A 26,978-nucleotide genomic window follows, 5' to 3' on the forward strand; every position below is an offset into this window, starting at 1 on the left:
GTGCTAGTCTTTATCAATACGACTGGCAACTGCACCTTGTTGATCTTTATATTTTGCATCTTTTCTGCTGTTGTAAGGTCTTGCTGCTTTTCCAGTTAATGTTTCAAAACTTAATGCACCAATTGTCATTCCTGGTCTAAGCGCTAATGGAATTTTTCCAGAATTGTAAAACTCTAATACAATTTGTCCTTGCCAACCAGGATCGATACGGTGAGCGGTCACATGTACCATCAATCCTAATCTTGCCAGTGATGAACGGCCATCTAGCCAGCCAACTAAGTCGTCAGGAATAGTGACGGACTCTAACGTGACGGCTAAAGCTAACTCACCGGGATGAAGATAAAAAGCATCGCCTTCTGCAAGGACCATTTCTTCACTCATTACGCGTTCAAGAACCGCTGATACTTGTTCTTTAGGACCACTTAAGTCTATATAAGGTGTAGTATGTTCCCGAAAGGTACGAAATTTATTACCCAATCTAACATCGACGGTTGCACCATTGATGCAATGAGTTGTTGGTTGCGGTGTAATTTTTAGCTTACCACTTTGTAAATACGCTTCGATATCTCGATCGCATAATCTCATGAGTTATCCTTAAATATACTGTTATTTGCTTATTCTAACAGGTTCTAACGATGCCGTCGATGTTGATAATTTAGGGTTTAATGACCCATGCGCGGCCATAATGATTATAGTATCCGGCTAATTTTCCTGGTTTATCACCAATTCCTAAATAAAGATCAAAATGTTGTCCTTTAATTGCGCCACCAACATCCAACGCGACCATCAACCGCGTTTCCCGACGACCTCGGTATTGACCATCGTTATCAAGTAAGGGAACATCCACTAACACAACTGAGCCAATAGGAATAAGTGATTTATCTGATGCCACTGATGCATTGGCAACCAGTGGTACCGCTGCTGCACCTTTAACTTCAGCATTAGGTTGAGGTTTGAAAAAAACAAATGAACGATTTTGAATTAATAACGCTTTGACTTGTTTTTCACTTTTGTTTTTAGCCCAATCTTTAATGGCTTGAATCGACATTTTGTCTTTATCGATTTCGCCTTGTTCGACTAATAAGCGTCCTATGCTTGAATAACCATGACCATTTTTACCACCATAACAGAAGAAAACTAAAGGGGTACCATCTTCAAAATCAATGTAAGCACTTCCTTGTACTTCCATAATAAAATTATCCATTAAGGAATTGCTGTAAGCAATTTCAAGACCCTTTCCTGATAGAGCGCCATTATAAATTTGTTCGCGATTTGGTAATCTTCCAGTACTTTTTGCAGGCATTTTATAAATAGGGTATTTGAACTCTGCATTTGGTTGGTGTCTTGCTTTGATGACAGGGGTATAGTACCCCGTTAAATGGACATTACCATAACCATCTTGACCTGCCATTTCATAACTATTTAGCCCAACTTTGTTAAATTCATCCGCCCCTAACGACCGGTTAATCCAGTTATCTATTGCTTTATAAATATGTTCATTTTTTCGATATAAAGATGGGGATGTAGATTTAATTTTGTTAACCTGAAGCACATAATCGGTAATATTGACTGGGATCCCGAGATCTGGATGACTAACATTCAGTGGTGAACTCAGTTTACCATCTTTGTACAGTTGTCCTTGTTTAAATTGACGTTTTGCATTACTTTGACATCCAGTTAAAACGGTAAGTACAAATAAAATGCATACAATATATGTTCGATAATAGCGGTTATTTTCTTTCATCTTAATTAATCATTATAATACGTTATAAAATTATAGGTGGTTATGCTACACAATTCTATTATAAGAAACTACCACTAAATGTGATGTTACCATAAAAAGTTTTCATAACAATTAAGCTTGCGGTTTGACGGTATAAACTTTATAGTCCTACACTACGGATAGTAGTGTGAAATTTTGAAACTTAAAGGTAATCAATGCGATGAGCGATACATCTTCAAACAGTGATCTTAAACGAAATCTTTCCAATCGACATATTCAACTAATCGCAATCAGTGGTGCTATTGGTACCGGCTTATTTATGGGGTCAGGTAAAACGATCAGTCTTGCAGGACCATCGATTATTTTTGTGTATATGATAATTGGCTTTATTTTATTTTTTGTTATGCGAGCCATGGGTGAAATCCTTTTGTCTAACTTAAAATATAAATCCTTTAGTGATTTTGCCAATGATCTGTTAGGCCCTTGGGCGGGGTTTTTTACAGGATGGACTTATTGGTTTTGCTGGGTAATCACTGGAATAGCTGATGTTGTTGCTATTGCTGGTTATGCGCAGCATTGGTTTCCTCAATTACACGCATGGATCCCAATGCTATTGACGGTAATTGTGTTATTAACGTTGAATTTATTAACAGTGAAAATGTTTGGTGAAACCGAATTCTGGTTTTCAATGATTAAAATTGTTGCAATTTTAGCCTTGATTGTTGTTGGGCTTGTTTTGATTTTGACTGCCTTTCACTCAGAACAGACCAATACAACAGCTTCCTTTGCCAATTTATGGAATTATGGTGGGTTTTTCCCTCATGGTTCAATGGGCTTTTTTGCTGGTTTTCAAATTGCAATCTTTGCTTTTGTTGGTATTGAATTGGTGGGTACTACAGCCGCTGAAACTGTTGATCCAAATAAAAATCTACCTCGAGCAATCAATTCGGTACCCGCTCGTATTATTTTCTTTTACGTTTTTGCGTTAATTATTATTATGAGTGTCACACCTTGGATTTTAATTTCGCCAAATAAAAGCCCGTTTGTTGAGTTATTTACCTTAATTGGTTTACCAGCCGCCGCCAGTGTTATTAATTTTGTAGTTTTAACTTCAGCTGCATCTTCTGCCAATAGTGGAATTTACTCTACAAGCCGAATGTTATTTGGGTTAGCCAAAAAACAAGATGCTCCAGAACCTTTTGGAAAATTATCGCGCAGATCTGTCCCCGCCAATGGTTTACTGTTTTCTTGTACCTGTTTATTTGGTGGTGTAGTTTTAATTTATTTAGTACCTGACGTAATGGCAGCTTTTACCATTGTTACTACCATTTCCGCTATTTTATTTATGTTTATTTGGTCGATGATTCTGATTTCTTATATTGCCTATTATCGAAAAAAAGCGGATTTACATCAGCAATCTAAATTTAAAATGCCTGGTGGCGTTTTAATGTGTTATGTATGCTTGGCATTTTTTGCTTTCGTAATTGTATTATTGACGTTTGAAACAGATACCCGCCAAGCGCTTATAGCAACACCAATTTGGTTTGTTATTTTAGCGGTAAGTTATTGTGTTCGTGGTTTAAAAAGACAGTAAAATCTAACATTTAGGCAGGTTTTTCACCTGCCTAATATTATGAATTGTTTGCGGGTTTATTCTTTTTAGGCCAGATAAAACTTGCAATAATACCTAAAGCTAATAGACCTAACACAATATATAAACTCATTGTTGGGGTTATATCGATCCCGTATCCGAACAAATGGTTGCTAGCATTCAGAGCCAATTTGATAGCGATAAAAAATAATAAGCAAATAACAGCTTTACCTAAATGTACTAGATATTGTTGCATCGCTTCTAATACAAAGTACATTGTTCTTAAACCTAAAATAGCAAATATCATTGCACTATAGACAATTAAAGGTTCTTGGCTCACCGCAATAACTGCTGGCACGGAGTCAAAAGCAAACATGACATCACTTAGCTCGATAACGACAATACATAAAAAAAGCGGTGTTGCATATAACGCTTTATTCGTATTGATATTGCTTAAATTTTTATTTTCTGGTTTAGTCAATTCATTTTGCACTTGTTTTTGTGACAAAAAAAAGTGATGGCCAACTAGTTTGGGATAGGTTGGAAACAGACGATTAGCAATTCGGTAAGCGATATGGTGTGAGTAATCTTTGATAGTTTCGTCATGATTTTGATTTTTTAACATCATTATGCCACTGTAGGCAACAGCGACGGAGAAAACCAATTCCATCCAAGGACCTAGCGCTAATAATTCTGTACCAATGATGACAAAAATAGCTCGGAAAATAATTGCGCCTATCACGCCTAAGTAAAGTAATCGATGACGATAATTTTCAGGAATGCTGAACCACGAAAACAGTGCCATAATGACAAATAAATTATCGATTGAAAGCGCCTTTTCAAGCACATAACCTGTTAAAAATAAGCTTGCTATTTCAGCGCCGTGATGAATATATAAAAATAGCGCAAAACATAATGCAATAACAATCCAAAAAATAGACCAGATTATAGCATTGGTTAGACTAATAGGCTTATCATTATGATGAGCATATAAATCAATACTTATTGCTACAATTGCTAGTATAATAAAAACTAAAATGGTTTCTATAGGGAAACCTAATGAGTTGTGAATCATAGTGACATTACCTAATATTCAGATTGATTTATGACATAATGTAAGTATTGTTTTGAGTTGCATCAAACATCATCATAAAAATGATTGAGTATATATTGATAGCAAAACCAAAAAAAGATATATTTATCAAATTCTTTAAACTGTCTTTGTTTATTAAACTTTCGAGCAAACTTCCATGCTAAATTTTCGGCTATTTATCTTATTTATTATCGCTTTTTTTTCCAGTCTACTCCAAGCACAATCTGTTGAACCTTATATTTCTACTTTACCCAAGGGCAGTGATATATCAATTTTAGTACAGACGGTTGAGAATAATCCTAAACTTTTAGCTAAATATAAAAGTGATCAATTCAAGCAACCGGCTAGTACGCAAAAAGTGATTACTGCTTTAGCAGCCGAACTTGAGTTAGGTAGCGATTTTCGGTTTATTACGCGAATGCAAACTAATGGCACAATAAGCAATAAGCAATTAAATGGTGATTTAATTATCCAATTAAGTGGTGATCCAACGTTTTCGCGTGAAAAATTACGCAGTATGCTCATTGCTTTACGCCAAAAAGGGATTGAAAAGATTGCAGGTAATATAATTTTAGATACCTCGATTTTTACCAGTCATGATAAAGCACCAGGCTGGTCATGGAATAACTTAACGGCTTGCTATAGCGCACCTTCATCAGCCGCAACAATTGATGATAACTGTTTTTACGCAACAATTACACCGAATAAAGTTGGGGCAATTGCATCTGCTTCTGTTGCCGCTAGTAATCCTGTGATAATTACCAGTGATGTGCGGACTGTTGCTGCAAATAGTAAAGATTTAAATGATAAATATTGCGAACTTGATGTGAGTTATTCAGATAAAAATAGATATTATTTGTCTGGGTGTATCTCAGCTAGTGCCGATAAAACGCCATTAAAGTTTGCCGTTCTTGATAGTATTGAATATTTTTCAACGATTTTAAAGAATGAACTGAAAACACAAAAAATAAGTTATACCGGTGGCATAATAGAAAAAAACAAAAAAACTAACTCACAACTTACCTTGTTAACCTCAAGTCAGTCAGCTCCTTTGTCTGATTTATTAACAGTGATGTTGAAAAAGTCTAATAACTTGTATGCTGATGCTATATTTAGAACTCTGGGTGCCCACTATTTTAATATCTCTGGCACCTGGCGTAATGGAAGTGATGCGGTAAAGCAAATTTTACGCAAAAAAGCAGGAATTAATTTAGAGAATCTTGTCATTGCGGATGGTTCAGGATTGTCTAGATTAAATTTAGTTAGTGCCGATAAATTAATGGAAGTATTACAATATATTGCAGCTAATAATGCACGCTTAGGAATAATTGAAAAACTGCCCATTGCAGGAATAGATGGTACTTTGCAGTATCGTAAAAGCTTTAGCCAACCACCGTTTAAAGAAGCTATCATTGCGAAAACTGGTTATATACAAGGTAGTTATAATTTAGCTGGATTTATTCAAAAATCAGATGGTCGTTATATTGCCTTTGTTCAGTTACTGTCAGGATATCAAGCTGAAAGCCAAAATGAGCCTAAAAGTGCAATTATGAAATTTGAATCTGAATTTTATAAGAATTTTGTTAACTAATGTGTATTACAGGAAGATTATACTTGCGCGTATATTCTTCCTTTTTTAATCGATAATTCGCTAAAGGTTATCACCCAAAAAGCCGCCACTTTGATGTTTCCAAAGCTGTGCATATAAGCCATTTTTATTTAATAGCTGTTGGTGGGTACCTTGCTCAATGATTTTACCTTGATCTAATACCACTAATCTATCCATTGCTGCAATGGTGGATAAACGATGGGCTATCGCAATAACGGTTTTTCCTTCCATTAAGGTATATAAACTTTCTTGAATGGCTTGCTCTATTTCAGAATCAAGTGCACTTGTTGCTTCATCCAAAAGTAAAATAGGGGCATTTTTTAAAATGACTCTAGCAATTGCGATACGTTGTCTTTGCCCTCCTGATAATTTTATACCTCGCTCGCCTACATAGGCGTTATAACCTGTTCTACCTTTAGCATCGACTAATGTTTGAATAAAGTCATCGGCATGGGCTTTTTTCGCCGCTATGATCATCTCTTGCTCACTGGCTTGATTATTACCATAAAGTAAATTTTCTTTTACTGAACGATGCAGTAGTGAGGTATCTTGGGTGACCATACCAATTTTGGCACGTAAGCTTTCTTGGGTAACATTGGTAATATCTTGACCATCAATAGTAATTTTACCACTTTGTAAATCATAAAAACGTAGCAGCAAGTTAATTAGTGTCGATTTACCAGCACCAGAACGACCAACTAATCCAATTTTTTCACCAGGATTGATAGTAAGATCTAAATTCTCGATTACCGCATTCAACCGTTTTTTATCATAATTAAAATCTATATGCTGAAATTCAATTTTACCTTGATTGACTTTAAGCTCAGTTGCATCCGGTTTATCTGTGACAGCTTGAGTCGCTGAAAAAGTTTTTATTCCATCTTTAACAACACCAATGTTTTCAAATAAGGAGGCTATTTCCCACATGATCCAATGTGAAAAACCATTTAATCGTAGTGCAACTGCGGTTGTTGTGGCAATCGCACCCACTCCGACTAATTGCTGGCTCCATAGCCATAGTGAAATCGCTGTCGTACTTAAAATCAGTGAAATAGAAAGCAAATGATTCACAATTTCAAAACTGCTCACTAGGCGCATTTGTTTATTAACTGTAATTAAAAATTCATCCATCGACTCTTGGGCATATTTAGCTTCATTGCCAGCATGTGAAAAAAGTTTTACTGTCATAATATTGGTATAAGCATCTGTCACGCGCCCTGTCATGGTTGATCTGGCGTCTGCCTGCATACTCGCCACTTTACTTAAGCGTGGAATGAAATAGTACATAGCTATGCCAAAAAGGATACACCAGCCAAAAAAAGGTAATAAGAACCAAGGATCGAGTTGTCCAATAATTGCTGCCATAGTGATAAATGAGATAAGCACATAAACTAAAATATCTGCTACTAAAAAACAGGTATCTCGAACGGCAAGAGCTGTTTGCATGACTTTTGCTGATATTCTGCCTGCAAATTCGTCTTGAAAAAATCGCATACTTTGATTTAGGACTAAGCGATGTAGATTCCAACGTAATCTCATTGGAAAATTACCAGCTAGTGATTGATGCTTAATAATGGTTTGTAAGCCAATAATCAATGTGCTTGCTAGAATGATTAAGCTAAATAAAATTAAGGTACTTTTTTCTTGTTGCCAAAATTTACTTGGCTCAATGACAGCCAGCCAATCAACTACTTTACCTAGAGCTGCAAATAAGAAAGCTTCAAAAGCGCCACTTAAACCACTAAGTATAATAAGTGATAATATAAATATGCGAATTCCCTTTGTGGATTGCCAAATAAATTTAAAAAAGTTTTTAGCGGTAGGTTGTGCGTCATCTTTAGGATAAGCTGACACCAATTTTTCAAAAAATCGATACATAATTGACCCAATAATTAGTAAGGTTAGCCATTGATTTTTTATCAATGATCAATAGAAATATGCGGGTAATAGTTATAGATATAAATTATCTAAACACTAAATTGTTGAGTGATATTTTTAGATGAACATTATTTAGCTTTCTACCTGATGTAGGAAAATTATACCTATTAGTAAATTAATGAGGAAATTACAGGTTGTAAATTTCCTCGTGTTTAAATTATAGCCTGAACTAATTTGGATTGCTACTTATGGTGTTAAAAAACATCTTTAATGATTTGTACTGCACGACCCACAATATTGTATTTTTCGAAATGAGCTTTCGGAACCTCAATAGTGGGATATTGGTTATTGTTACAAATTAAGATCCAACTGCCCAGTGTTAATCGTATTTTCCTAAGCAAGGTAAAATTTTCATATTCGATTAAATAAATGGCACCATCAATAAGTTCACTTTCTTGTGTGTTGATGATAACCCCATTATTATTTTCAATGTCTGGCGCCATTAGATCGCCTTTAGCCCAATAAATTATTAATTTTCGGATATCTAGGCCTCGATGAGCTGCCCAACCCTCAACAATAGGATAATTCATCACTGGTGGGGTTTCACGAACATAACGCTGAGTTTGCGCTTCTTCTTTAGTGGGTAACTGTTTTTTATAAACAGGAATTCGATAAATATTTTCGTTATAAATACCATCATCTTCGTCTTTAGGATCGAAAACTTCTAATTTATAACCGGTAGCAAGCCAGTTGAAAGATACATTACATTTTTCTGCAATGACTTCTAAGCGTGTAAGAGATGGATATGTTTTACCTGATAAGTAGTCTCTGATAACAGTCTCTGACATATCACATTTTTTAGCAAAGGCAGAAACAGATAAACCTTGCATAGAGCTATATAATCTATCTTTAAATGTTTTAACATTTTTATTTTTAATCATATTTATTTCTGTCTACTTTTTATTTTCATCCGTTTACTAATTATAGAGCATATTTTTTTAGTTTTATACATATGATTATCAGAATAGTTTGTATTTAAAAATGTTTTTTCTTAATTTTGGTTAAATTATTCGTTTTATATTCTGATTTTTTTTTAATTTTACGTTTTAAAATTAGAGTTTTTAAAAAAATGATGATGTGTTTTTTTCTGTTTTAAAAAAGTTATTTTATACGAAAAATAAAGTATTTTTATAATTTAATATGTTTTTTTTAATGATTTTTGATTTAAGTTAAAATATTTAAAATGAAATAATTAAGTGGTTATTATATTGTATTTTACTGATTTTATTTGTTTTATTTTTAATTTTGCACCCTTTCTTTAAATAAACAAGAAAGCAAAGAAAAAACGTTGACTAAAACGAAAAAAAATGGATAATAAGCAGGGTAAGGATTTTTCATTGTTTTCTTTCCTTATATTCCTTATATTTCATGTTGGCCTGTATATTTATATACAGGTCTTTTTTTTATTCTGAAATAACTTGTTGTGAAATCCCTTAATAAAAAGAGTATAATTGAGCCAATACTATAAGCGCTGTTTTGTTGTTTTGGATCAAGCATAGCAGTAATACTTTTTAAAAGAGGATTTTCATATGTCATTTAGCATTCCACACCTTTTAGTGTTTCTTGCTGTAGTCATTTTATTATTTGGCACAAAAAAACTACGTAATTTAGGGTCTGATTTGGGTTCAGCTTTAAAAGGGTTTAAAAAAGCGATGAATGATGATGACACTGAAGTCAAAAACGATAATAAACTTGATAATAAGTAGCGATATTTGTTGGTATGAATAAAAATTTTGATATTGCTATTGTTGGTGGCGGATTAGTTGGTTTAGCAACTGCTTGCGCACTTAGTCAACATGGTTTAAACATTGCGCTTATCGATGTTAACATTCATCAGCATCAACAATTATTTTATGATGAGATAGGTATTCGAGCGTCTGCAATAAATAATGCTAGTCAGCGTTATTTTGCGCAAATTGGGATATGGGATGATTTATTAGCAAGTAAACGAGTACAAGATTTTTCTGAAATAGGTGTTTGGGAAAAAAATGGTCAAGCACATTTAGCTGCTCATGCCAAAGATTATGGTTATACTAATCTTGGTTATATCATTGAAAATGATGTAATATCTCACTATCTTTATCAATACGCATTATCACGTACTAACATCACCATTTATCATGATCAAGCAATTAATAGTGAGTTTAGCCAAGATTACGCTTGCCTAACATTATCTAATGAAACTGTATTATATGCTAAATTAGTTATTGGTGCCGATGGTGCTCACTCTTGGATTCGCAAGCAAGAAAACATTTCTGTTTTTGAGCGTAATTATATTCATCATGCTGTAATAACGACAGTTGAAACGAGTTACCCACATCAATCTTGTGCAAGACAGATTTTTTATCCGAACGGTATTGTCGCTTTTTTGCCTCTTTGGCAACAAAATAAAAGTTGTTTGGTTTGGTCAACCAAGCCTGATAATGCGGCAATGCTATCTTCAATGTCAGAATCAGATTTCTGCAATGAATTATTTCATTTAACGGGTGATAAAGTCGGTCAATGTCAGTTAATCAATCCAAGAATGGTTTTTCCGTTGAAAGCACGTTTAGCAAGACAATTTATTAAACATCGTTTAGTGTTAATTGGTGATGCTGCTCATACCATTCACCCTTTAGCAGGGCAAGGCGTCAATTTAGGATTTCAAGATTCAGCATTACTGGTTACAACAATTAAAAAATTAATTAATCAACAAAAAGATTTTGGATTAGTTGATAATTTAAAATTGTTTCAATTTATGCGTCGAAAAGATACCTTAGTGATGTTAACTGCTATGCGAACCATACAGGATATGTTTAACGGTGATAACCTTGTTAAAAAATTAATAAGAACAGTTGGTATGAATACTATTGATCATTGCTCTCCTATCAAAAAACAGTTAATTAAATATGCTATGCATATTTAAGTGAAATTTATTACTTCATTACCCTTAAGCATGACTTGATGGATAATGAAGTATAAAACTGAGTTATTTAAAAGCTACAGCATAAGAGCTTGGTATAAATGGTGAGGATGGGATATGTAAAGCCCAATATGGATCGCGTAATAATCCTCGTCCAATGCCAATAAGATCAGCATCTTTGGTACTTAATACATAATCAGCTACATAAGGATCTTCGAGCATACCTACGGTAATAATCGGCAAATTTGTTATTTTGCGAATGCTTTGCGCTAAATAAACTTGATAACCAGCATGAAATTCAGGGGTATGTGCTGGATCTAACTGCCCGTCACCCCCACCACTGACATCTAATACGTCTGCTCCAGCATCAGCAAAGCATTTGGCCAACTTACGCCCATACTCAACATCATAGCCGTCCTTTCCATATTCTTGGGCTGAAAAACGAACAATTAAAGGCATATCCGATGGCATTACTGATTTGACGGCTTTGATAACTTGCTTAGCAAATAATAATTTATCTTGGCCATATTCATCAGTCCGGTGATTACTTTTTGGTGAGCAAAATTGATGGATCAAATAGCCATGTGCCGCATGTATTTCAATCGCGTCAAACCCAGCTGCAATTGCTCTTTGGGTCGATTGTTTGAATTTTTCAATTATCTCGATGATTTCATCTTTCGACAATTCGCGAGGTGTTTGGTATTGCCATTTTTCCATGGCTTCGTTAGCGCCATCATATTTAATTGGTGAGCAGGAAACAACATCAGATGTACCTAATGCTTTGCGTCCGGCATGGGCAATTTGGATAGCGATTTTGCCATTTTGTGCATGTACCGCATCAACAATTCGTTTGAATTGATCTTTTTGCTCATCATTCCATAAACCCAGACAATTTGGCGAGATTCGACCATTTGGTGCGATATTAGTCATTTCTACAATAATTAATCCAACACCCCCTACCGCACGCGATACATAGTGAACAAAGTGCCAATCATTAGGCACGCCATCCGTTGCTTGATATTGACACATTGGCGGCATCACAATACGATTTTTTAGTGTTAATTTTTTTACAGTAAATGGCGTATTAAGATATGAAATTTTTGCCATAAATGACTCCTTAAGTATTGAGTAATTGGATCATTAAACCGTTTTTTATTTAAAAATATTGATGGTATCTTTATGATTATTAAATATTAATGAAAGCATTTTAGTGATGATTACGACCATAATGGTTGCTTTAATTTATAGAACAACGATGTACTTTTCAATATTAACTGCTATTGAGCTGTTGTATTATAAATAATCTTATTCTAAGCAAGAAGAGGATTATTTAGTTTCACCTTGTTATGTGCAAAAGGGTATAGTATTAGTTTTTACTCTATTTAATGATATGAACGATATCAATTTTTATTATTTTCAATTCGGATTAATCCTTGTGCCAAGAATCTTAATTAGGCCAATCTATAATAAAATCAAGAGTTAATTATGGTTATTTAATCGATCATCTTAAACAATCAACAATTCGGTTTGTTTAAGCAGAAGAAAAAATAAGATTATAAACAATGCGTAAAACTTTATTAACTAAAGCTCAAATATTTTTATTAAAAAATAGGGTTGAGCTATTTTATGATATTAATGAGTTAGATCTAAATGATTGAACTATTTTTTATTATTGTAAATATACCAACTGATGATACCAAACAAACCCAATAGCGTTCCGGTAATGGCTATCGATACCCAACCGTAGTGGCTAAATAAGTAGGTTGAGGTAACCGAGCCCAGCATGCCACCTATAAAATAGCAAACCATATAACCCGTGTTCATTCGACTGCGGGCTTCAGGTCTAATTTGATAAATAGCACTCATATTAGAAACATGGGTAACTTGTACCGAAAAATCGAGCAATATTACGCCTAAAATTAGCGCTATGATTGAATACTGCGCTAGTGAAAGTGGTAGCCAAGATAGTAGTAATAAACATAAACCAATGGTTGTCGCTAGTGTGCCTTTACCTATATCGGATAATTTTCCGACAATGGGTGAGCCAAGAGCACCAGCTGCTCCTGCTAAGCCAAACAGGCCAATAATAAAATCAGAATAATGGTAGGGCGCGTCAGTCAATAAAAACGCAAGTGGCGTCCATAATAGTGAAAATAGGGCAAAAGAAATAATTGCCAGTAGCGAACGAATTCTTAGTATTGGTTCTTGCTTATAGAGTGTGCCGATTGATAATAATAGTTTGAAATAATTAATATTAATGGTATTGCGATAGGTAGGTAAATAAAAACCAAGTAACACAGTGACAGTGATCATAATAGTTGCCGCAATCCAATAGACATAATGCCAGTCGGCATTTGACGAAATAGCCCCTGCAAAAGTTCGACCTAATAATATACCTAATAACATACCGCTCATTAATGTACCAACCACCTTTCCTCGATGCTCAGGTTTTGATAAGGTCGCAGCGAATGGAATTAATACCTGGGCGACAGTTGAAAAGAGTCCTGTCAAAGCGGTTCCTAGTATTAGCATCCATAAATTAATCGATAAAGCGCTAATAATAAGACCACATGTTGATAAGATCATTAAAATTAGTATCAATTTTTTACGTTCGAGTTTATCACCTAGCGGCGTAATAAATAATAAGCCGACAGCATAACTAAACTGTGCAGTCATAATGATCGCCCCTGAGTGTTCAACTGCAATGTTTAAATCATTGGTAATAGAGTGTAACAGAGGTTGTGCATAGTAATTACTAGCAATAGTAATACCTATTGCAAATGCCATTAAAAAGATTAACCATTTAGACAAAGCTTGATTTTGTGTATTGTTCATTAGCTATTTTAAATAAAAATAATCGGCAATTATATACGAAAAATATAGGTAGAAAAACTTGGCTTGAAATTAAACGAATTGTTTTAGTAAATTATAAATTGGCGTTGCCAAGCCAATTTTTGCATTCTCAGTTTTTAAATTATACCAATAACCATTGCTCTCATCTAAACACTTTTTATGATTAGTGATAATACATTTCATCGGTATAATATCTAAGTGAAAATGGCTAAAAGTATGTCGAAACGAAACTAATTGCTCTAGCGGCGTGGTTTCAATTCCCCTTTGGATTAACCAATCTTGTAATGCTTGTTGATTTGCAAATTCGGGTAAGCAATATAAGCCTCCCCAAATTCCTGATGGCGGTCTTTTTTCTAACCATATTGCGTGTTGATATTCTAGTATCAAAAAATAAGCGGTTTTTTCAGGAAGCGTTGATTTTGGTTTTTTAGTTGGAAAATGTTGCCAACTTTCGGTTTTGTAAGCTATACACCCATCATTGAGTGGACATAAGCTACACTTTGGTTTAGAACGCGTACAAACTGTCGCGCCTATATCCATCATAGCTTGATTAAATTTTGCCACATCGTGTTTTGGCGTAACTTGTTCACTCAACTGCCATAGCCTATTTTCGATAGTTTTGTTGCCAGGCCAGCCATCTACAGCAAAATAACGAGTCAGTACTCGTTTAACATTACCATCTAAGATAGCAAAACGTTGATTTTGTGATAATGACAAAATAGCACCGGCAGTAGAGCGCCCGACTCCTGGTAATGCTACAACATCATCAAAACGAGTTGGAAATATACCTTTAAATTTGTCATTTACAATTTGTGCGGCTTTATGCAAATTACGCGCACGAGCATAATAACCAAGTCCAGTCCAAAGATGTAGAACATCGTCAATAGGTGCATGAGCAAGATCAGAAATCTTAGGAAAATGCGCAATGAATCGTTTAAAGTAGGGAATAACTGTGGCAACTTGGGTTTGTTGCAACATAACTTCCGACAACCAGACATGATAGGGGCTTTTTTCTATTTGCCATGGCAGCGTCTTTCTACCAAATTGCTCATACCAGCGAATGACCGCTTGAGAAAAATGTTGCATCATTTTCACTAGTTAGACTATAGCCGCAACCGAGTCACTTGGGTAGCAACCTAATACTTTAGTATAGAGTGTTATGGATGCTAACTCTTTTAGTGCTGTTTGCATTTCATCTGAATGGATGTTGCCTTGTAAATCGATGTAAAACATCTCTTCCCATGGGGTACCATGAATAGGTCGTGACTCAAGTTTAGTCATCACAATATTATGATTACGTAGTACTAATAGTGCATCAACTAACGCCCCTGCTTGTTGACCAGTCTTCATTAAAATTGTCGTTTTAGCCGGAATTTGATCGGATACGTCAATCGGTTCTCGTGCAAGTACAATAAAGCGAGTGATATTTTGCTTTTGGTTGGCAAAATTATGTTCAAGCATTTTAAGTCCATATAACTCTCCACCATCTTTATTGCCTATCGCTGCAACATTAGGCTTATTTAATTTAGCAACGGTTTCCATTGCTGATGACGTACTATCACAGTAAACGATTTTCCAATGCGGATAATTTTCTAGAAAATTACTGCATTGTTGAAAAGGTTGTGGATGGCTGTATATGGTATCAATTTTATCAAGCTCAGTATTTGGTATAGCAAGGATGCAGTGATCTATAGGTAATGACAATTCTGCAATAATATGTAAATGTGTTTTTTGCAGTAGATCATAAACTTCATTTATTGATCCTGAACTCGAGTTTTCAATCGGAAGTATGCCATAATCTACCAAATTATGTTCAATTTTTTCAAAGACATCTTTAAACGTTGAGCAACTTGATTCAACCATCTGCTCTAAATTAGCGCTAGCATAACGACGAGCAGCGGAATGCGAATAGGAACCTTTAGGTCCTAAAAAAGCCACTTTTGCACTAGTAACACAATTTTGGTTTAGATTCTCTTGTAAGATTTTTTGTTGCAGTAAAACTGAATCTTCAATAATGATTTGGTATAAACGCCTGATCAGTAAATCATCAAGGTTATGGTTTTTTCCTTGATTTATCAACGCTTTTACTAGCGAACGTTCACGTTCTAAATCACGTACTGGAATATTCGCTGCAATTTTAGTTTGAATAACGTTGGTTGAAAGTTCGCGTCGTTTAGCAATGAGTTCAAGAAGGTTTCGATCAATTTCGTTAATTTGGTCACGTAAAGGCAACAAAGGATTTACAGTCATATTTATTCATTATATAAAAAAAGTTAGTTATATTATAACAAGCAAAAAAATAAAGGCACTATCAAAGTGCCTTTTTCTTATATTTCAATAAATAATTAATTACAACTCTTCTTCAATAACAGCGCCTTTTATACTATCACAAGCACGTCTAGATTCACTTTTATGTTGAATTTTATTAAGTTGTTTTTCAAGTTTTTCAATAAGGGCATTAATTGCTGCATACATATCGCTATGTTTTGCCGAAGCAACTAAAGGGGAACCTTTAGTTGCAATAGTTGCATCAATTATAAATCCATCGGGTTCTTTCGATAAAATAAAATGAGGGTTGATTAACAGTGCTCTCCATTTATCTAATTTCGAAAACTTATCTTCAAGATAGCTACGAATTGCTGGAGTAATGTCCATTTGCTTACTGGTAATACTTAAAGTCATGATTGACCTCCACTTTGATTACTTACAAATTGAGCAAACACTACTATGTGTTTATTTATCTACATTGGCAAATTATTTTTATTTCGTCAATAGGTTATTTGTACTCAAAACAACTTTTTGTGATTATTGTCCAGAAAAATCTTATATTTGTATCAAATCAAACAATAGTCAAACTGCAATTTGTAACATTTTTACTATATACTAATTGTTAATATGATCTAACAATAGTTTTATTTTTTACGAGGATGATGTGAACATTTTAGATAAAGTAAAAATTGTGCTAGTCGAAACTTCTCATACCGGTAATATGGGATCTGCGGCTAGAGCAATGAAAACCATGGGACTATCGAATCTTTGTTTAGTCAATCCAGTGATAAAACCCGATTCGCAATCAATTTCGTTAGCGGCTGGTGCTAGCGATATTATTAAAAATGCGCAAATTTTTACATCACTTGAGCAAGCGATAGCCGATTGTCGTTTAGTTATTGGTACGAGTGCCCGTCCACGTAGCTTACAGTGGCCCAATTTAACGCCTAAAGAGTGTGGCGATAAAATAATTCAAGAAGCAACCGAGAATGCAGATGTCGCATTAGTTTTTGGACGTGAGCGTGTTGGATTGACCAATGATGAACTGCAAAAATGTCATTATCATGTTGGTATTCCTGCCAATCCCGATTACAGTTCATTAAACTTAGCAATGTCAGTGCAAGTGTTATGTTATGAGATTCGCATGTCGCTGTTAAATAGCCAAACGGATTTAACTAACCAAAGTGATGATTCAATTATACAATTCCCAAAGGATGAAGATATTGAACGGTTTTATCAGCACTTAGAACAAACTTTATTACAAACAGGTTTTATTAATGCAAATCATCCTGGGCAAATTATGGGGCGTTTGCGTCGATTATTTACTCGTGCGCGAATTGAGCAATCAGAGTTGAATATTTTGAGGGGAATTTTAACTTCCATTGATAAAAAGTTATAAAGCCTAAAGATACCTCATACAAGGATATGGGGTATCTTTAGATGAACTACATTATTTAACTCTTTTTACGCCAAGTGGTTCCTGTGGCGCCATCTTCGAGCACAATATTCATGGCATTTAGCTTATCTCGGGCTTCGTCGGCTAGAGCCCAATTTTTAGTGGCACGGGCTTCATTACGTTGTTTAATTAACGATTCAATTAATTCAACATCTACTGCGTCTTGATTATCGCCTTGTAAAAATTTTATTGGATCTTGTTCTAACAAACCAAGTACTTTGGCTAAATAACGCAATTGAGCTGCTAATTGATTAGCCAATGTCGTATCATTTTCAGCCTTAGCTTTATTAATTTCGCGAGCTAAATCAAATAAAGTTGAATAAGCTTCTGGCGTATTAAAATCATCATTCATGGCATCGCAAAATTGACCATAATATTGGCTATCTGTTGATAATGTATAAGGATAATTGATATCAGTATCGCGTAAAGCTGTATATAATCGCTCTAAAGCCATTCTTGCTTGTTTTAAATTTTCTTCGCTATAGTTTAGCTGGCTACGATAGTGACCTGAAAGTAGAAAATAACGTACAGTTTCCGGATCATAATGCTTTAAAACATCACGAATGGTAAAAAAGTTATTAAGTGATTTTGACATTTTTTCTTGGTCGATCATCACCATACCGGAATGCATCCAGTAATTAACATATTCACCATTGTGTGCACAAGTTGATTGAGCAATCTCATTTTCATGGTGTGGGAACATTAAATCAGAACCGCCACCATGGATATCAAAATGATGACCTAATTGATAACTATTCATTGCTGAACATTCAATGTGCCAACCTGGGCGGCCTTTACCCCAAGGGGAATCCCAACTAGGTTCGTTAGGTTTGGACATTTTCCAAAGTACAAAATCCATTGGATTTCGTTTGACATCAACAACATCTACTCGAGCACCAGCTTGTAATTGTTCAAGATTTTGACGTGATAAAATACCATAATTAGCATCACTTTCGACCGAGAACATAACATCACCATTATCAGCAATATAAGCATGATCTTTTTTAATTAGCTCTTGCACTAAATCGATAATTTGTGGCATATGATGAGTAGCGCGAGGTTCAACATCAGGACGTTTAATATTAAGTGCATCAAAATCGGCGTACATTTCTTTCAACATTCGTTCAGTTAGCTGATCACAGGTTTCGCCATTTTCGAGTGCTCGTTTTATAATTTTATCATCAACGTCGGTAATATTACGAACATAAGTTAAATCATAACCTAAAAAACGTAAATAACGGGTGACCACATCAAACGCGACAAAAGTACGACCATGACCAATATGGCATAGATCATAGATAGTAACACCACAAACATATAGCCCAACTTTATTTGGTGTAATTGGTTTAAATATTTCTTTCTCACGAGATAATGTATTAAATATTTTGAGCATTTGATCCTGCAGAATAAATTTGATAAATTTTAGTGTTTAATATAACAAAAAACTAGAAGTGGCGAAATTATTTCTTATTATCTCATTAAATAAATTAAATGGAATTAATTGATGATATCACAAATTTGGGGAATAACTTTTTTGTATAGTTTTATTGTAATATTAATGGCTATTGAAGTTATTAGTTTTGTAATGGAAATTGAATTTAATAATCGCTTTAAAAAATTACTATTTTGGCTTGCGTGGATTTTTTTAGCAATATTATTATTTGTGGAGGCTGTTAACAGGAGGTTAGGTGGCTTTGGCGATATAGGATTTTATAAGTTTATTGCACTTTTTGTTATTTTTTTAGTATGCCTTTTAGGGGCTTTGGGTGCTTTACTAAGCATTATCTTATGTGTATATATATTAATTTGGGTACTTAAAAAGCTACTAAAATTAATAGGTTTTAAACATTAATATAAATGAAAGAACTTTAGTTGGATAGATAAGTGAAAATTGGCGAGTTAACTCGCCAATTTAGATTTAAGTAAGAATATTATTTCAGTAAACGATAAATATAAATAAGCAATATTGCCCCTAATACTGAAATTAACAGACTATAGAAGTTAAAACCATTGACGCTTCCTAGACCGAAGAAAGTACTGATGTATCCGCCAACTAGCGCACCTGCAATACCCAGAATAATCGTTTTAATGACACCCACTTTACCTAGTGGCATAAAAAATTTGGCGATCCAACCAGCAAGTAATCCTAAAATAATCCAACTTAATAGACCCATAATGAATTTCCTTTGTTTGATTAAGTGTAAATGTATGATGACTATCAGTGTATAAAAAAATTAATAAATAATGTTTGTAATTTAATAAATTAATTTAATTGATTGAACTTAACATCTTATTAATAGTAAGAATATGTAGATAAAAGAAATAGCAAGTAGATACATTAGTAACAAATGATTAAATAAGTCGTTATATTGAAGAGGGATATTCATCTAATCATTTGTAATATAGTTTACAATTATTTTTAGTTAGATACTAGGTTTTTATACCGTTTGTTTTATGAGCTATTTTATCGATGTGATAGGTTTGGAGCAGGTTAATAGAAACAAGGAAGGCTATTAACCTTCCCTTGCTAGCGGTATCTATTCAAAAATTGTTTTATGTAAAATTTTTATGATGGATTCAGCATCGTGACTTCTGGCTAAAAGACATAAATTATGTGTACTTGCACCATAACAACACAGTCGAATAATATAGTCATCTAAAGCACCAAAGACTTCTTTAGCTATCCCTTTGGTTGAGGTTAATTGATTACCAATAATTGCAATAAGCGCTAAATCTTCTTCAACATCTACATGACATAAACCAGAAAGTTCATCAAACAACTCTTTAGTTAATAAACTGCCACCGTTAGTGTTGGTGCCGGTAGTATCAATCGTTAAGGCAATACTTACTTCAGACGTTGTGACTAAATCAACCGAAATATTGTGTTTAGCTAAAATAGTAAAGACGTTAGCCAAAAAACCTTGAGCATGTAACATATTTAAACTTGTTAATGTTACAAGGGTTTGTTTTCGACGAAGTGCTAATGCTCTAAAGGAAGGTAGATTTGATTCGATGCTATGGGTATTGTAAACAATAGTTCCCCCTTCTTCTGGTGCTTTACTCGAACCAACAAATACCGGAATATTACTTCTAACAGCCGGTACTAATGTTGCTGGATGCAAAACTTTGGCACCAAAGGTTGCCATTTCAGCAGCTTCGGCAAACGATATTTCATCAATACGTTTGGCTGTTGGTGTAATTCGTGGATCTGTTGTATAAATGCCGGCAACATCCGTCCAAATATCAATTTGACTCGCATTTAATGCTTCACCAAGTAACGCTGCTGTATAATCACTTCCTCCTCGTCCTAATGTCGTTGTTTTACCGCTAGCTTCACTACCAATAAAACCTTGTGTGACAATCAATGCATTACCATTTAAGGATTTAAGATGAGCGCAACAAAGTTGCTTAATTTCGTCAATTTTAGGTTGAGCTTTACCAAAATTATCATCAGTGCGCATAACTTTGCGAACATCAAACCACATGGCATTTTTTTGTTTTTCTCGTAATATTTCGACAAATAATTTTGACGACATAATTTCGCCATGACTGACTAGTTCGTCGGTTAAAGCCGCTGAGGTTGCAAGGCTAGCTGCTTCTGATAAAGAGGCAATATTTGCGATGATTTGATCTATTTCAGCTCTTAAGGTTTGGTTTTCGGGTAGATTTTCTAAAATGTTATATTGAATAGATTGGATTTTTGCAATGTGCTGTGCTCTAACTTCTGCATCACGACCTTCGGCTAAAGCGACCAGTAAGTTTGTAATTCCAGCCGATGCTGATAACACAACAACTTTTACATTAGGGTTAGCAATAACAATGTTAGCGCTATTTACCATTGCTGAATAATCAGCAACACTAGTACCACCAAATTTGGCAATGACAAATGATGTTTCCATGAATTCCTCATATTAAAAATTTAATTTTTAACAGAGATAGAGCGAGGGTATGTGCTATTTACATTCTCGTTGAAAAAGTACAGACCTGGAAGCGCTCCACCTGCTTAGGTGACAACCCAAGGGATTCAGCCCTTGTAGTCGATCTGGTTAATTTCTGGAAGCTTAACCAAACCTCGGCATTACATCCCCTCCATTATTTATAACAGGTTCCAGAACCTAAAATAATTTACCTGAGTAATGCGCCTCTTCTTTATATGTAACTCGAGTTACAATAGTGTCGCTATATAGAATTAACGATTCTGTCATATCTGTCAATAGGTTAAGTGCGAAATATTAATGCAGTAATGTTCAATCATTGATTATAATTCTTGTTCAAATAGTTGAATAATAGTTTGATATAAATGTTTAACAGAACAAGATTTAGTTGGTGTACTAAAGATAGTATCATCACCAGCTATTGAACCTAAAATGCCTTCTGACTTGCCAATGGAATCAAGTAATCTGGCAATAAGTTGAGCGGCTCCAGGGCTGGTACGAATCACCACCATCGAACTATTATAATCAATATCAACGACTAAATTTTTTAAAGGACTGCTGGTTGTTGGAACGCTCATTTCAGCAGGTAGACAATAAACCATTTCGGATTTGGCATTACGAGTTCTAACTGCGCCAAATTTGGTTAACATTCTGGAAACTTTGGATTGGTTAATATTATCAAATCCTTGTTCTTGCAACGCTTGCACAATACTAATTTGAGAACTAAATTTTTCTTGCAGCAGCATTTCTTTAAAAGTTTTAGTCAGATCGTCTTGTTTCATAATTCTCCTTAGGAATTCATTTATGACGGTTGTTTTATTGAAAATAACGGTAATGTTTTTGTGCTGCTTTTATTTTAACAATATTCACATAAACTTATTGGTAAATATGTTGAAAACCGTTATATCAAAGGTTGTTTCAGCACCTCATATTCAATGAGTGTAAAGCATATTGTTCATAATTATGCATAATATTTGCATAAAATCAATTATCTGATTTTATGCCGCTTTTGGGTCTAAACGATTTGACGATGTGTTCATGCGTTTCAATATAAGGCCCTTCAAGAAGATCTATACAGTAAGGAACACTGGCAAAAATTCCATCAACTAGGCTATTGCCATCACTATCTTTAACGCCTTGTAGTGTTTCTTGGATGGATTTTGGTCTACCGGGCAGATTTAATATTAAGCATTTTTTACGAATAACGCCGACTTGTCTTGATAAAATCGCTGTTGGCACAAAATGCAAACTAATTTGACGCATTTGTTCACCAAAGCCCGGCATGATGCGATCGGCAATGGCTAATGTTGCATCCGGCGTGACATCCCTTAAAGCCGGACCAGTACCGCCAGTGGTTAAAATTAAGTGACAACGAAAATTATCAACTAAATCACATAATGTGCTTTCAATCAAAGGTTGTTCATCAGGAATAACGCGTGTTTCAGTTTCAAACGGGGTTATCAGTGCGGTTTTGAGCCATGATAACAAAGCCGGTATCCCTTCATCTGCATAAATACCTTGCGATGCCCGATCTGATACTGAAACCAGTCCAATTTTAATCATATTCTTTATTCCTTCAAATTTAAAACTCACCTATCAAATCTTAGTATTTAAGCAACTTGCGTTAGATCTGGTGTCATTTGTTCTTTGTTATATCCTAAATAATACTAAAAAGACCTTTACAACTAAAGATTAAATTGTCAATATTTCCCCTCTAATAAATGCAATAGCATAATGTAAATAATAATCTATTTATTTAGGATATTTTCATGTCATCAATACCTGCACTAGAGTTAATTGAACTTAAAAAGATTTATAAAAATGGTGTGCAAGCGTTAAAAGGCATTAATTTGACAGTACAAGCCGGTGATTTTTATGCATTACTCGGTCCTAATGGTGCGGGTAAGTCAACTACTATAGGCATCATTAGCTCACTGGTCACTAAGACATCGGGCCAAGTTAAAATATTTGGTTATGACTTAGATAATGATATCGTTAATGCAAAAAGACAATTGGGGCTAGTACCCCAAGAGTTTAATTTTAATCAATTTGAAGAAGTGCTACAAATAATAACTAACCAAGGTGGTTATTATGGATTGCCGCGTAAATTGGCATTAGAACGTGCTGAAAAATATTTACGGATTTTAGATTTGTGGGATAAACGCCATAGCCGCGCTTGCATGTTATCAGGCGGAATGAAAAGGCGATTGATGATAGCTAGAGCATTAGTGCACGAACCTAAACTTTTAATTTTAGATGAACCCACCGCCGGCGTTGATATTGAATTAAGACGTTCAATGTGGGATTTTTTACGCGAGATTAATCGCCAAGGTATTACAATTATTTTGACCACTCACTACCTAGAAGAAGCGGAAATGCTATGTCGGCATATCGGTATTATTCAACATGGTCAATTGATTGCCAACTCTTCTATGCGGGATTTGCTCGCTAATAGTCAATCTGAAACAATTATTATTGATTATATTCCAACCAAAGAACCAATTACCTTAGAGGGTTATCAATTTTCAAATATTGAATCAGGCATGTTAGAAGTAAAAGTTAATAAACAGCTTGGTTTAAATCAATTATTTGAACAGCTTAATCAACAACACATCAAGGTGATAAGTGTGCGAAATAAAGCAAATCGATTAGAAGAGTTATTTGTCGATCTTTTGCATCATAGTGAGCAGGGATAGGGGAAAGTTAAATGAATCATTTATATTGGATTGCATTAAAAAGTATTTGGCGTAAAGAAGTCACTCGGTTTTTAAGAATATGGGTTCAAACTTTAATTCCGCCGGTTATTACAATGTCGCTTTATTTTATTATTTTTGGTAATTTAATTGGTTCGCGTGTTGGTGATATGGGCGGATTTAATTATATGGCATTTATTGTGCCCGGACTTATTATGATGTCTGTCATTACTAATTCATATACTAATGTCTGCTCGTCATTTTTCAGTGCCAAATTTCAACGAAATATCGAAGAGTTATTAGTTGCCCCTGTGCCCACCCATATTTTAATTTGGGGATACGTTGGTGGAGGCGTTATGCGTGGAATTTTAACTGGCATATTAGTGACAATCGTATCGTTATTTTTTGTTCGCTATCAAGTTCATTCTTGGCTTTTTGTTGTATGTACGTTGCTGTTAACGTCAATTTTATTTTCACTTGCAGGACTATTAAATGCCGTGTATGCAAAAACCTTCGATGATATTAGTATTATTCCTACTTTTGTGTTAACACCATTAACTTATCTTGGCGGCGTATTTTACTCAATCAGCATGCTACCTATTTTTTGGCAATGGGTATCAAAACTGAATCCTATTGTTTATATGATTAATGGTTTTCGCTACGGCTTTTTAGGGGTGACAGATGTATCATTATGGATCACTTTTTCAATGCTAATCTTATTTGTAACAGTACTTTATATCATGGTATGGAATTTGATTGAAAAAGGAAAAGGATTACGGAGTTAGTTTGTTGTCTTTATTAATTAACCGCCGACAATTGTCGGCGGATTAGTATCTTATTGTGCGCCAGCAACTGCTTGTTGTGCCATTTCAGTAATTTTAGCAAATTCACCTTTTGCTATTGCATCGGTTGGAATAAACCATGTTCCACCAACACACAGTACATTATCAAGGGCTAAATAATCACGATAATTTTTCGGATTAACGCCACCGGTTGGACAAAACTTCATATATCCACAAGGTCCAGCAAAAGCTTTTAATGCCGCTACGCCGCCATTGATTTCAGCTGGGAAAAACTTCAATGCAGTTAATCCATACTCTTGAGCAGTCAGTAGTTCAGAAATGGTTGCAATACCTGGAATAACTGGAATTGGTCCTTCGACTGCGGCTTTTAAAATAGCCTCGGTAATACCGGGTGTAATGACAAACTCAACACCTGCATCGGTAACTTGTTTGAGTTGTTCAACTGTTGTAACCGTACCTGCACCAACGACCGCTTCGGGTACTTCTTTGATTATTTTCTTAATCGCATCAAGAGCACAAGCCGTTCTTAATGTTACCTCAAGCACTTTTACCCCACCGGCAATTAATGCTTTGGCTAGTGGTACCGCATCTTCTAAGCGCTCGATAACAATAACAGGTACAACCGGACCGAGTGTTAAAATATCTTCGGCGCTTTTTTTCCAGTTTTTCATTTACTTCACCAATTCTTTATCAATATAAAATATGACACTAATCGCTAAGAAGTTAGCGATTAGTGTTTACTACTCATAAATACCTAATTTTTTTTCTAAATAATGAATATTAGTGCCACCTTTCAAGAAGCCTTTATCATTCATAATTTCGATATGCAAATCAATATTGGTTTTTATGCCATCAATAACTAATTCAGCTAAGGCGTTTTTCATACGTGCAATTGCAACTTCACGCGTTTCACCATAAGCAATTAATTTACCGATCATTGAGTCATAATAAGGTGGAACAGTGTAGCCAGCGTAAATATGAGATTCCCAACGAATACCAAAACCACCCGGTGCATGAAAACGCGTAATTTTACCTGGTGAAGGCATAAAGGTTTTTGGATCTTCAGCATTGATACGGCATTCAATGGCATGACCAGTAATATGAATATCACTCTGTTTTAATGATAGTGGCTGACCTGCTGCAATTGAAATTTGCTCTTTAATCAAATCTATACCCGTAACCATTTCGGTAACAGGATGTTCAACTTGAATACGGGTGTTCATTTCAATGAAATAGAATTCACCATTTTCAAATAAAAACTCAAATGTACCCGCACCACGATAGCCAATTTCAATACAGGCATTAACGCAACGTTCACCAATGAATTTGCGCATTTTAGGCGTAATACCTACAGCTGGCGCTTCTTCAACAACTTTTTGATGACGTCTTTGCATTGAACAATCTCGTTCACCCAAGTAAACCGCGTTACCTTGACCATCAGATAGCACTTGTATTTCAATATGGCGTGGATTTTCTAGGAATTTTTCCATATAAACCATATCGTTATTAAAAGCTGTTTTTGCTTCTAATTTGGTCATTTTAATTGATTGTTCAAGATCTTTCTCTTCTCTAACAATGCGCATACCACGACCACCGCCGCCACCTGATGCTTTAATAATGACAGGATAACCAATTTTTTTAGCAATTTGTTTATTGGTATTCATATCATTACCTAGTGGTCCATCAGAACCTGGCACACAAGGTACACCTGCTTTTTTCATAGCATGAATTGCCGACACTTTATCACCCATTAAACGAATGGTATCAGCTTTAGGTCCTATAAAAATAAAGCCTGAACGCTCAACTTGTTCAGCAAAGTCGGCATTTTCTGATAAAAAACCATATCCAGGATGGATAGCTGCCGCACCCGTTACTTCAGCGGCAGAAATCAATGCTGGAATGTTAAGATAGCTTTTAGCAGAAGCTGCAGGACCAATGCAAACGGTTTCGTCTGCAAGCAAAACATGTTTTAAATCTTTATCTGCTGACGAGTGAACTGCAACAGTTTTAATGCCCAGCTCTTTACAGGCTCTTAAGATACGTAGAGCGATTTCGCCACGATTAGCTATAAGAATTTTATCAAGCATATTCAATCTCTTAATTTTTTTAATGAA

The 26,978-nt window shown here is 34.9% G+C and carries 26 protein-coding genes and 1 riboswitch; of the genes, 8 read left to right on the forward strand and 18 right to left on the reverse strand.

Features of this window, described 5'->3' with window-relative positions; all coding sequences use genetic code 11:
* Positions 1 to 3: 3 nt before the first annotated feature.
* Both dcd and mltA read right to left on the reverse strand, forming a co-directional pair.
* A complete protein-coding gene (gene dcd, locus A9G09_RS07875) occupies positions 4 to 585 on the reverse strand; it encodes a dCTP deaminase (RefSeq protein WP_065634318.1) in 582 nt (193 codons plus the stop codon).
* Positions 586 to 655: 70 nt separating this feature from the next.
* The gene (mltA, locus tag A9G09_RS07880; protein WP_065634319.1) at positions 656 to 1,744 is read right to left on the reverse strand and encodes a murein transglycosylase A; all 1,089 of its coding nucleotides are present in this window, start codon (positions 1,742 to 1,744) and stop codon (positions 656 to 658) included.
* A gap of 199 nt (positions 1,745 to 1,943) precedes the next feature.
* Here mltA and cycA point away from each other — a divergent pair, with 199 nt between their 5' ends.
* Positions 1,944 to 3,317 carry a D-serine/D-alanine/glycine transporter gene (cycA, locus tag A9G09_RS07885; RefSeq protein WP_065634320.1) on the forward strand — a complete coding sequence of 458 codons (1,374 nt, stop codon included), beginning with the start codon at positions 1,944 to 1,946 and terminating at the stop codon, positions 3,315 to 3,317.
* 37 nt (positions 3,318 to 3,354) lie between these two features.
* Here the strand turns inward: cycA and A9G09_RS07890 are convergent, their stop codons facing one another.
* Positions 3,355 to 4,389: a TerC/Alx family metal homeostasis membrane protein gene (locus A9G09_RS07890; RefSeq protein ID WP_065634321.1), complete on the reverse strand. Its 1,035-nt coding sequence runs from the start codon at positions 4,387 to 4,389 to the stop codon at positions 3,355 to 3,357.
* A 175-nt stretch (positions 4,390 to 4,564) separates the two neighbouring features.
* On the opposite strand from A9G09_RS07890, the gene dacB reads away from it, so the two are divergent.
* The gene (dacB, locus tag A9G09_RS07895) at positions 4,565 to 5,998 is read left to right on the forward strand and encodes a serine-type D-Ala-D-Ala carboxypeptidase (protein WP_065634322.1); all 1,434 of its coding nucleotides are present in this window, start codon (positions 4,565 to 4,567) and stop codon (positions 5,996 to 5,998) included.
* A gap of 60 nt (positions 5,999 to 6,058) precedes the next feature.
* On the opposite strand, the gene A9G09_RS07900 is transcribed toward dacB, so the two are convergent.
* The 3 genes from A9G09_RS07900 to A9G09_RS12895 form a co-directional block, all read right to left on the reverse strand.
* Positions 6,059 to 7,894, reverse strand: a complete 1,836-nt coding sequence (locus tag A9G09_RS07900; RefSeq protein ID WP_065634323.1) for an ABC transporter ATP-binding protein — start codon at positions 7,892 to 7,894, stop codon at positions 6,059 to 6,061.
* Between the two features lie 254 nt (positions 7,895 to 8,148).
* Positions 8,149 to 8,835, reverse strand: coding sequence for a LexA family transcriptional regulator (locus A9G09_RS07905; RefSeq protein WP_065634324.1), 687 nt, complete (start codon positions 8,833 to 8,835; stop codon positions 8,149 to 8,151).
* A 478-nt stretch (positions 8,836 to 9,313) separates the two neighbouring features.
* Positions 9,314 to 9,490, reverse strand: a complete 177-nt coding sequence (locus tag A9G09_RS12895) for a hypothetical protein (protein WP_176700967.1) — start codon at positions 9,488 to 9,490, stop codon at positions 9,314 to 9,316.
* Here A9G09_RS12895 and A9G09_RS07910 point away from each other — a divergent pair.
* Both A9G09_RS07910 and A9G09_RS07915 read left to right on the forward strand, forming a co-directional pair.
* On the forward strand, positions 9,484 to 9,660 hold the full coding sequence (locus A9G09_RS07910) for a Sec-independent protein translocase subunit TatA (protein WP_065634325.1): 177 nt from the start codon (positions 9,484 to 9,486) through the stop codon (positions 9,658 to 9,660). The two genes, A9G09_RS12895 and A9G09_RS07910, sit on opposite strands and share 7 nt — an antisense overlap.
* A 14-nt stretch (positions 9,661 to 9,674) precedes the next feature.
* Positions 9,675 to 10,859 carry an FAD-dependent monooxygenase gene (locus tag A9G09_RS07915; protein ID WP_065634326.1) on the forward strand — a complete coding sequence of 395 codons (1,185 nt, stop codon included), beginning with the start codon at positions 9,675 to 9,677 and terminating at the stop codon, positions 10,857 to 10,859.
* A gap of 63 nt (positions 10,860 to 10,922) precedes the next feature.
* Here the strand turns inward: A9G09_RS07915 and A9G09_RS07920 are convergent, their stop codons facing one another.
* From A9G09_RS07920 to raiA, 5 genes are all read right to left on the reverse strand, one after another.
* Positions 10,923 to 11,963 (reverse strand): NADH:flavin oxidoreductase/NADH oxidase, encoded by a 1,041-nt coding sequence (locus A9G09_RS07920; RefSeq protein WP_065634327.1) that lies wholly within the window; start codon positions 11,961 to 11,963, stop codon positions 10,923 to 10,925.
* Between the two features lie 552 nt (positions 11,964 to 12,515).
* A complete protein-coding gene (locus A9G09_RS07925) occupies positions 12,516 to 13,691 on the reverse strand; it encodes an MFS transporter (RefSeq protein WP_065634328.1) in 1,176 nt (391 codons plus the stop codon).
* 69 nt (positions 13,692 to 13,760) lie between these two features.
* On the reverse strand, positions 13,761 to 14,798 hold the full coding sequence (mutY, locus tag A9G09_RS07930; RefSeq protein WP_065634329.1) for an A/G-specific adenine glycosylase: 1,038 nt from the start codon (positions 14,796 to 14,798) through the stop codon (positions 13,761 to 13,763).
* A gap of 9 nt (positions 14,799 to 14,807) precedes the next feature.
* Entirely contained in the window at positions 14,808 to 15,959 is a 1,152-nt protein-coding gene (gene pheA, locus A9G09_RS07935; protein WP_065634330.1) for a bifunctional chorismate mutase/prephenate dehydratase, read from the reverse strand.
* Between the two features lie 99 nt (positions 15,960 to 16,058).
* Positions 16,059 to 16,391, reverse strand: a complete 333-nt coding sequence (gene raiA / locus A9G09_RS07940; protein WP_065634331.1) for a ribosome-associated translation inhibitor RaiA — start codon at positions 16,389 to 16,391, stop codon at positions 16,059 to 16,061.
* A gap of 256 nt (positions 16,392 to 16,647) precedes the next feature.
* Between raiA and trmJ the strand changes: the two genes are divergently transcribed.
* Positions 16,648 to 17,376: a tRNA (cytosine(32)/uridine(32)-2'-O)-methyltransferase TrmJ gene (gene trmJ / locus A9G09_RS07945; protein WP_065634375.1), complete on the forward strand. Its 729-nt coding sequence runs from the start codon at positions 16,648 to 16,650 to the stop codon at positions 17,374 to 17,376.
* A 55-nt stretch (positions 17,377 to 17,431) separates the two neighbouring features.
* Here the strand turns inward: trmJ and cysS are convergent, their stop codons facing one another.
* Complete coding sequence (cysS, locus tag A9G09_RS07950; RefSeq protein WP_065634332.1) at positions 17,432 to 18,826, reverse strand: cysteine--tRNA ligase; 1,395 nt, start codon at positions 18,824 to 18,826, stop codon at positions 17,432 to 17,434.
* 111 nt (positions 18,827 to 18,937) lie between these two features.
* On the opposite strand from cysS, the gene A9G09_RS07955 reads away from it, so the two are divergent.
* Complete coding sequence (locus A9G09_RS07955; protein ID WP_065634333.1) at positions 18,938 to 19,285, forward strand: hypothetical protein; 348 nt, start codon at positions 18,938 to 18,940, stop codon at positions 19,283 to 19,285.
* Positions 19,286 to 19,364: 79 nt separating this feature from the next.
* On the opposite strand, the gene A9G09_RS07960 is transcribed toward A9G09_RS07955, so the two are convergent.
* The 4 genes from A9G09_RS07960 to mog form a co-directional block, all read right to left on the reverse strand.
* Positions 19,365 to 19,607: a GlsB/YeaQ/YmgE family stress response membrane protein gene (locus tag A9G09_RS07960; protein ID WP_065634334.1), complete on the reverse strand. Its 243-nt coding sequence runs from the start codon at positions 19,605 to 19,607 to the stop codon at positions 19,365 to 19,367.
* A gap of 363 nt (positions 19,608 to 19,970) precedes the next feature.
* Positions 19,971 to 21,332: a lysine-sensitive aspartokinase 3 gene (gene lysC, locus A9G09_RS07965; protein WP_065634335.1), complete on the reverse strand. Its 1,362-nt coding sequence runs from the start codon at positions 21,330 to 21,332 to the stop codon at positions 19,971 to 19,973.
* Positions 21,333 to 21,413: 81 nt separating this feature from the next.
* Positions 21,414 to 21,588: riboswitch (Lysine riboswitch) on the reverse strand.
* 103 nt (positions 21,589 to 21,691) lie between these two features.
* Entirely contained in the window at positions 21,692 to 22,150 is a 459-nt protein-coding gene (gene argR, locus A9G09_RS07970; protein ID WP_065634336.1) for a transcriptional regulator ArgR, read from the reverse strand.
* 202 nt (positions 22,151 to 22,352) lie between these two features.
* Positions 22,353 to 22,931, reverse strand: coding sequence for a molybdopterin adenylyltransferase (mog, locus tag A9G09_RS07975; protein ID WP_065634337.1), 579 nt, complete (start codon positions 22,929 to 22,931; stop codon positions 22,353 to 22,355).
* A gap of 206 nt (positions 22,932 to 23,137) precedes the next feature.
* Here mog and A9G09_RS07980 point away from each other — a divergent pair, with 206 nt between their 5' ends.
* Both A9G09_RS07980 and A9G09_RS07985 read left to right on the forward strand, forming a co-directional pair.
* Positions 23,138 to 24,064 carry an ABC transporter ATP-binding protein gene (locus A9G09_RS07980; RefSeq protein WP_065634338.1) on the forward strand — a complete coding sequence of 309 codons (927 nt, stop codon included), beginning with the start codon at positions 23,138 to 23,140 and terminating at the stop codon, positions 24,062 to 24,064.
* 11 nt (positions 24,065 to 24,075) lie between these two features.
* The gene (locus tag A9G09_RS07985; protein ID WP_065634339.1) at positions 24,076 to 24,846 is read left to right on the forward strand and encodes an ABC transporter permease; all 771 of its coding nucleotides are present in this window, start codon (positions 24,076 to 24,078) and stop codon (positions 24,844 to 24,846) included.
* A 50-nt stretch (positions 24,847 to 24,896) separates the two neighbouring features.
* Here A9G09_RS07985 and A9G09_RS07990 read toward each other — a convergent pair whose 3' ends face one another.
* Together A9G09_RS07990 and accC are read right to left on the reverse strand one after the other, a co-directional pair.
* Positions 24,897 to 25,535: a bifunctional 4-hydroxy-2-oxoglutarate aldolase/2-dehydro-3-deoxy-phosphogluconate aldolase gene (locus A9G09_RS07990; RefSeq protein WP_065634340.1), complete on the reverse strand. Its 639-nt coding sequence runs from the start codon at positions 25,533 to 25,535 to the stop codon at positions 24,897 to 24,899.
* Positions 25,536 to 25,604: 69 nt separating this feature from the next.
* Positions 25,605 to 26,951, reverse strand: coding sequence for an acetyl-CoA carboxylase biotin carboxylase subunit (accC, locus tag A9G09_RS07995; protein ID WP_065634341.1), 1,347 nt, complete (start codon positions 26,949 to 26,951; stop codon positions 25,605 to 25,607).
* Positions 26,952 to 26,978: the final 27 nt, after the last annotated feature.

The sequence above is a fragment of the Gilliamella sp. wkB292 genome (genome assembly GCF_001690235.1).
Taxonomy (GTDB): domain Bacteria; phylum Pseudomonadota; class Gammaproteobacteria; order Enterobacterales; family Orbaceae; genus Gilliamella; species Gilliamella apicola_F.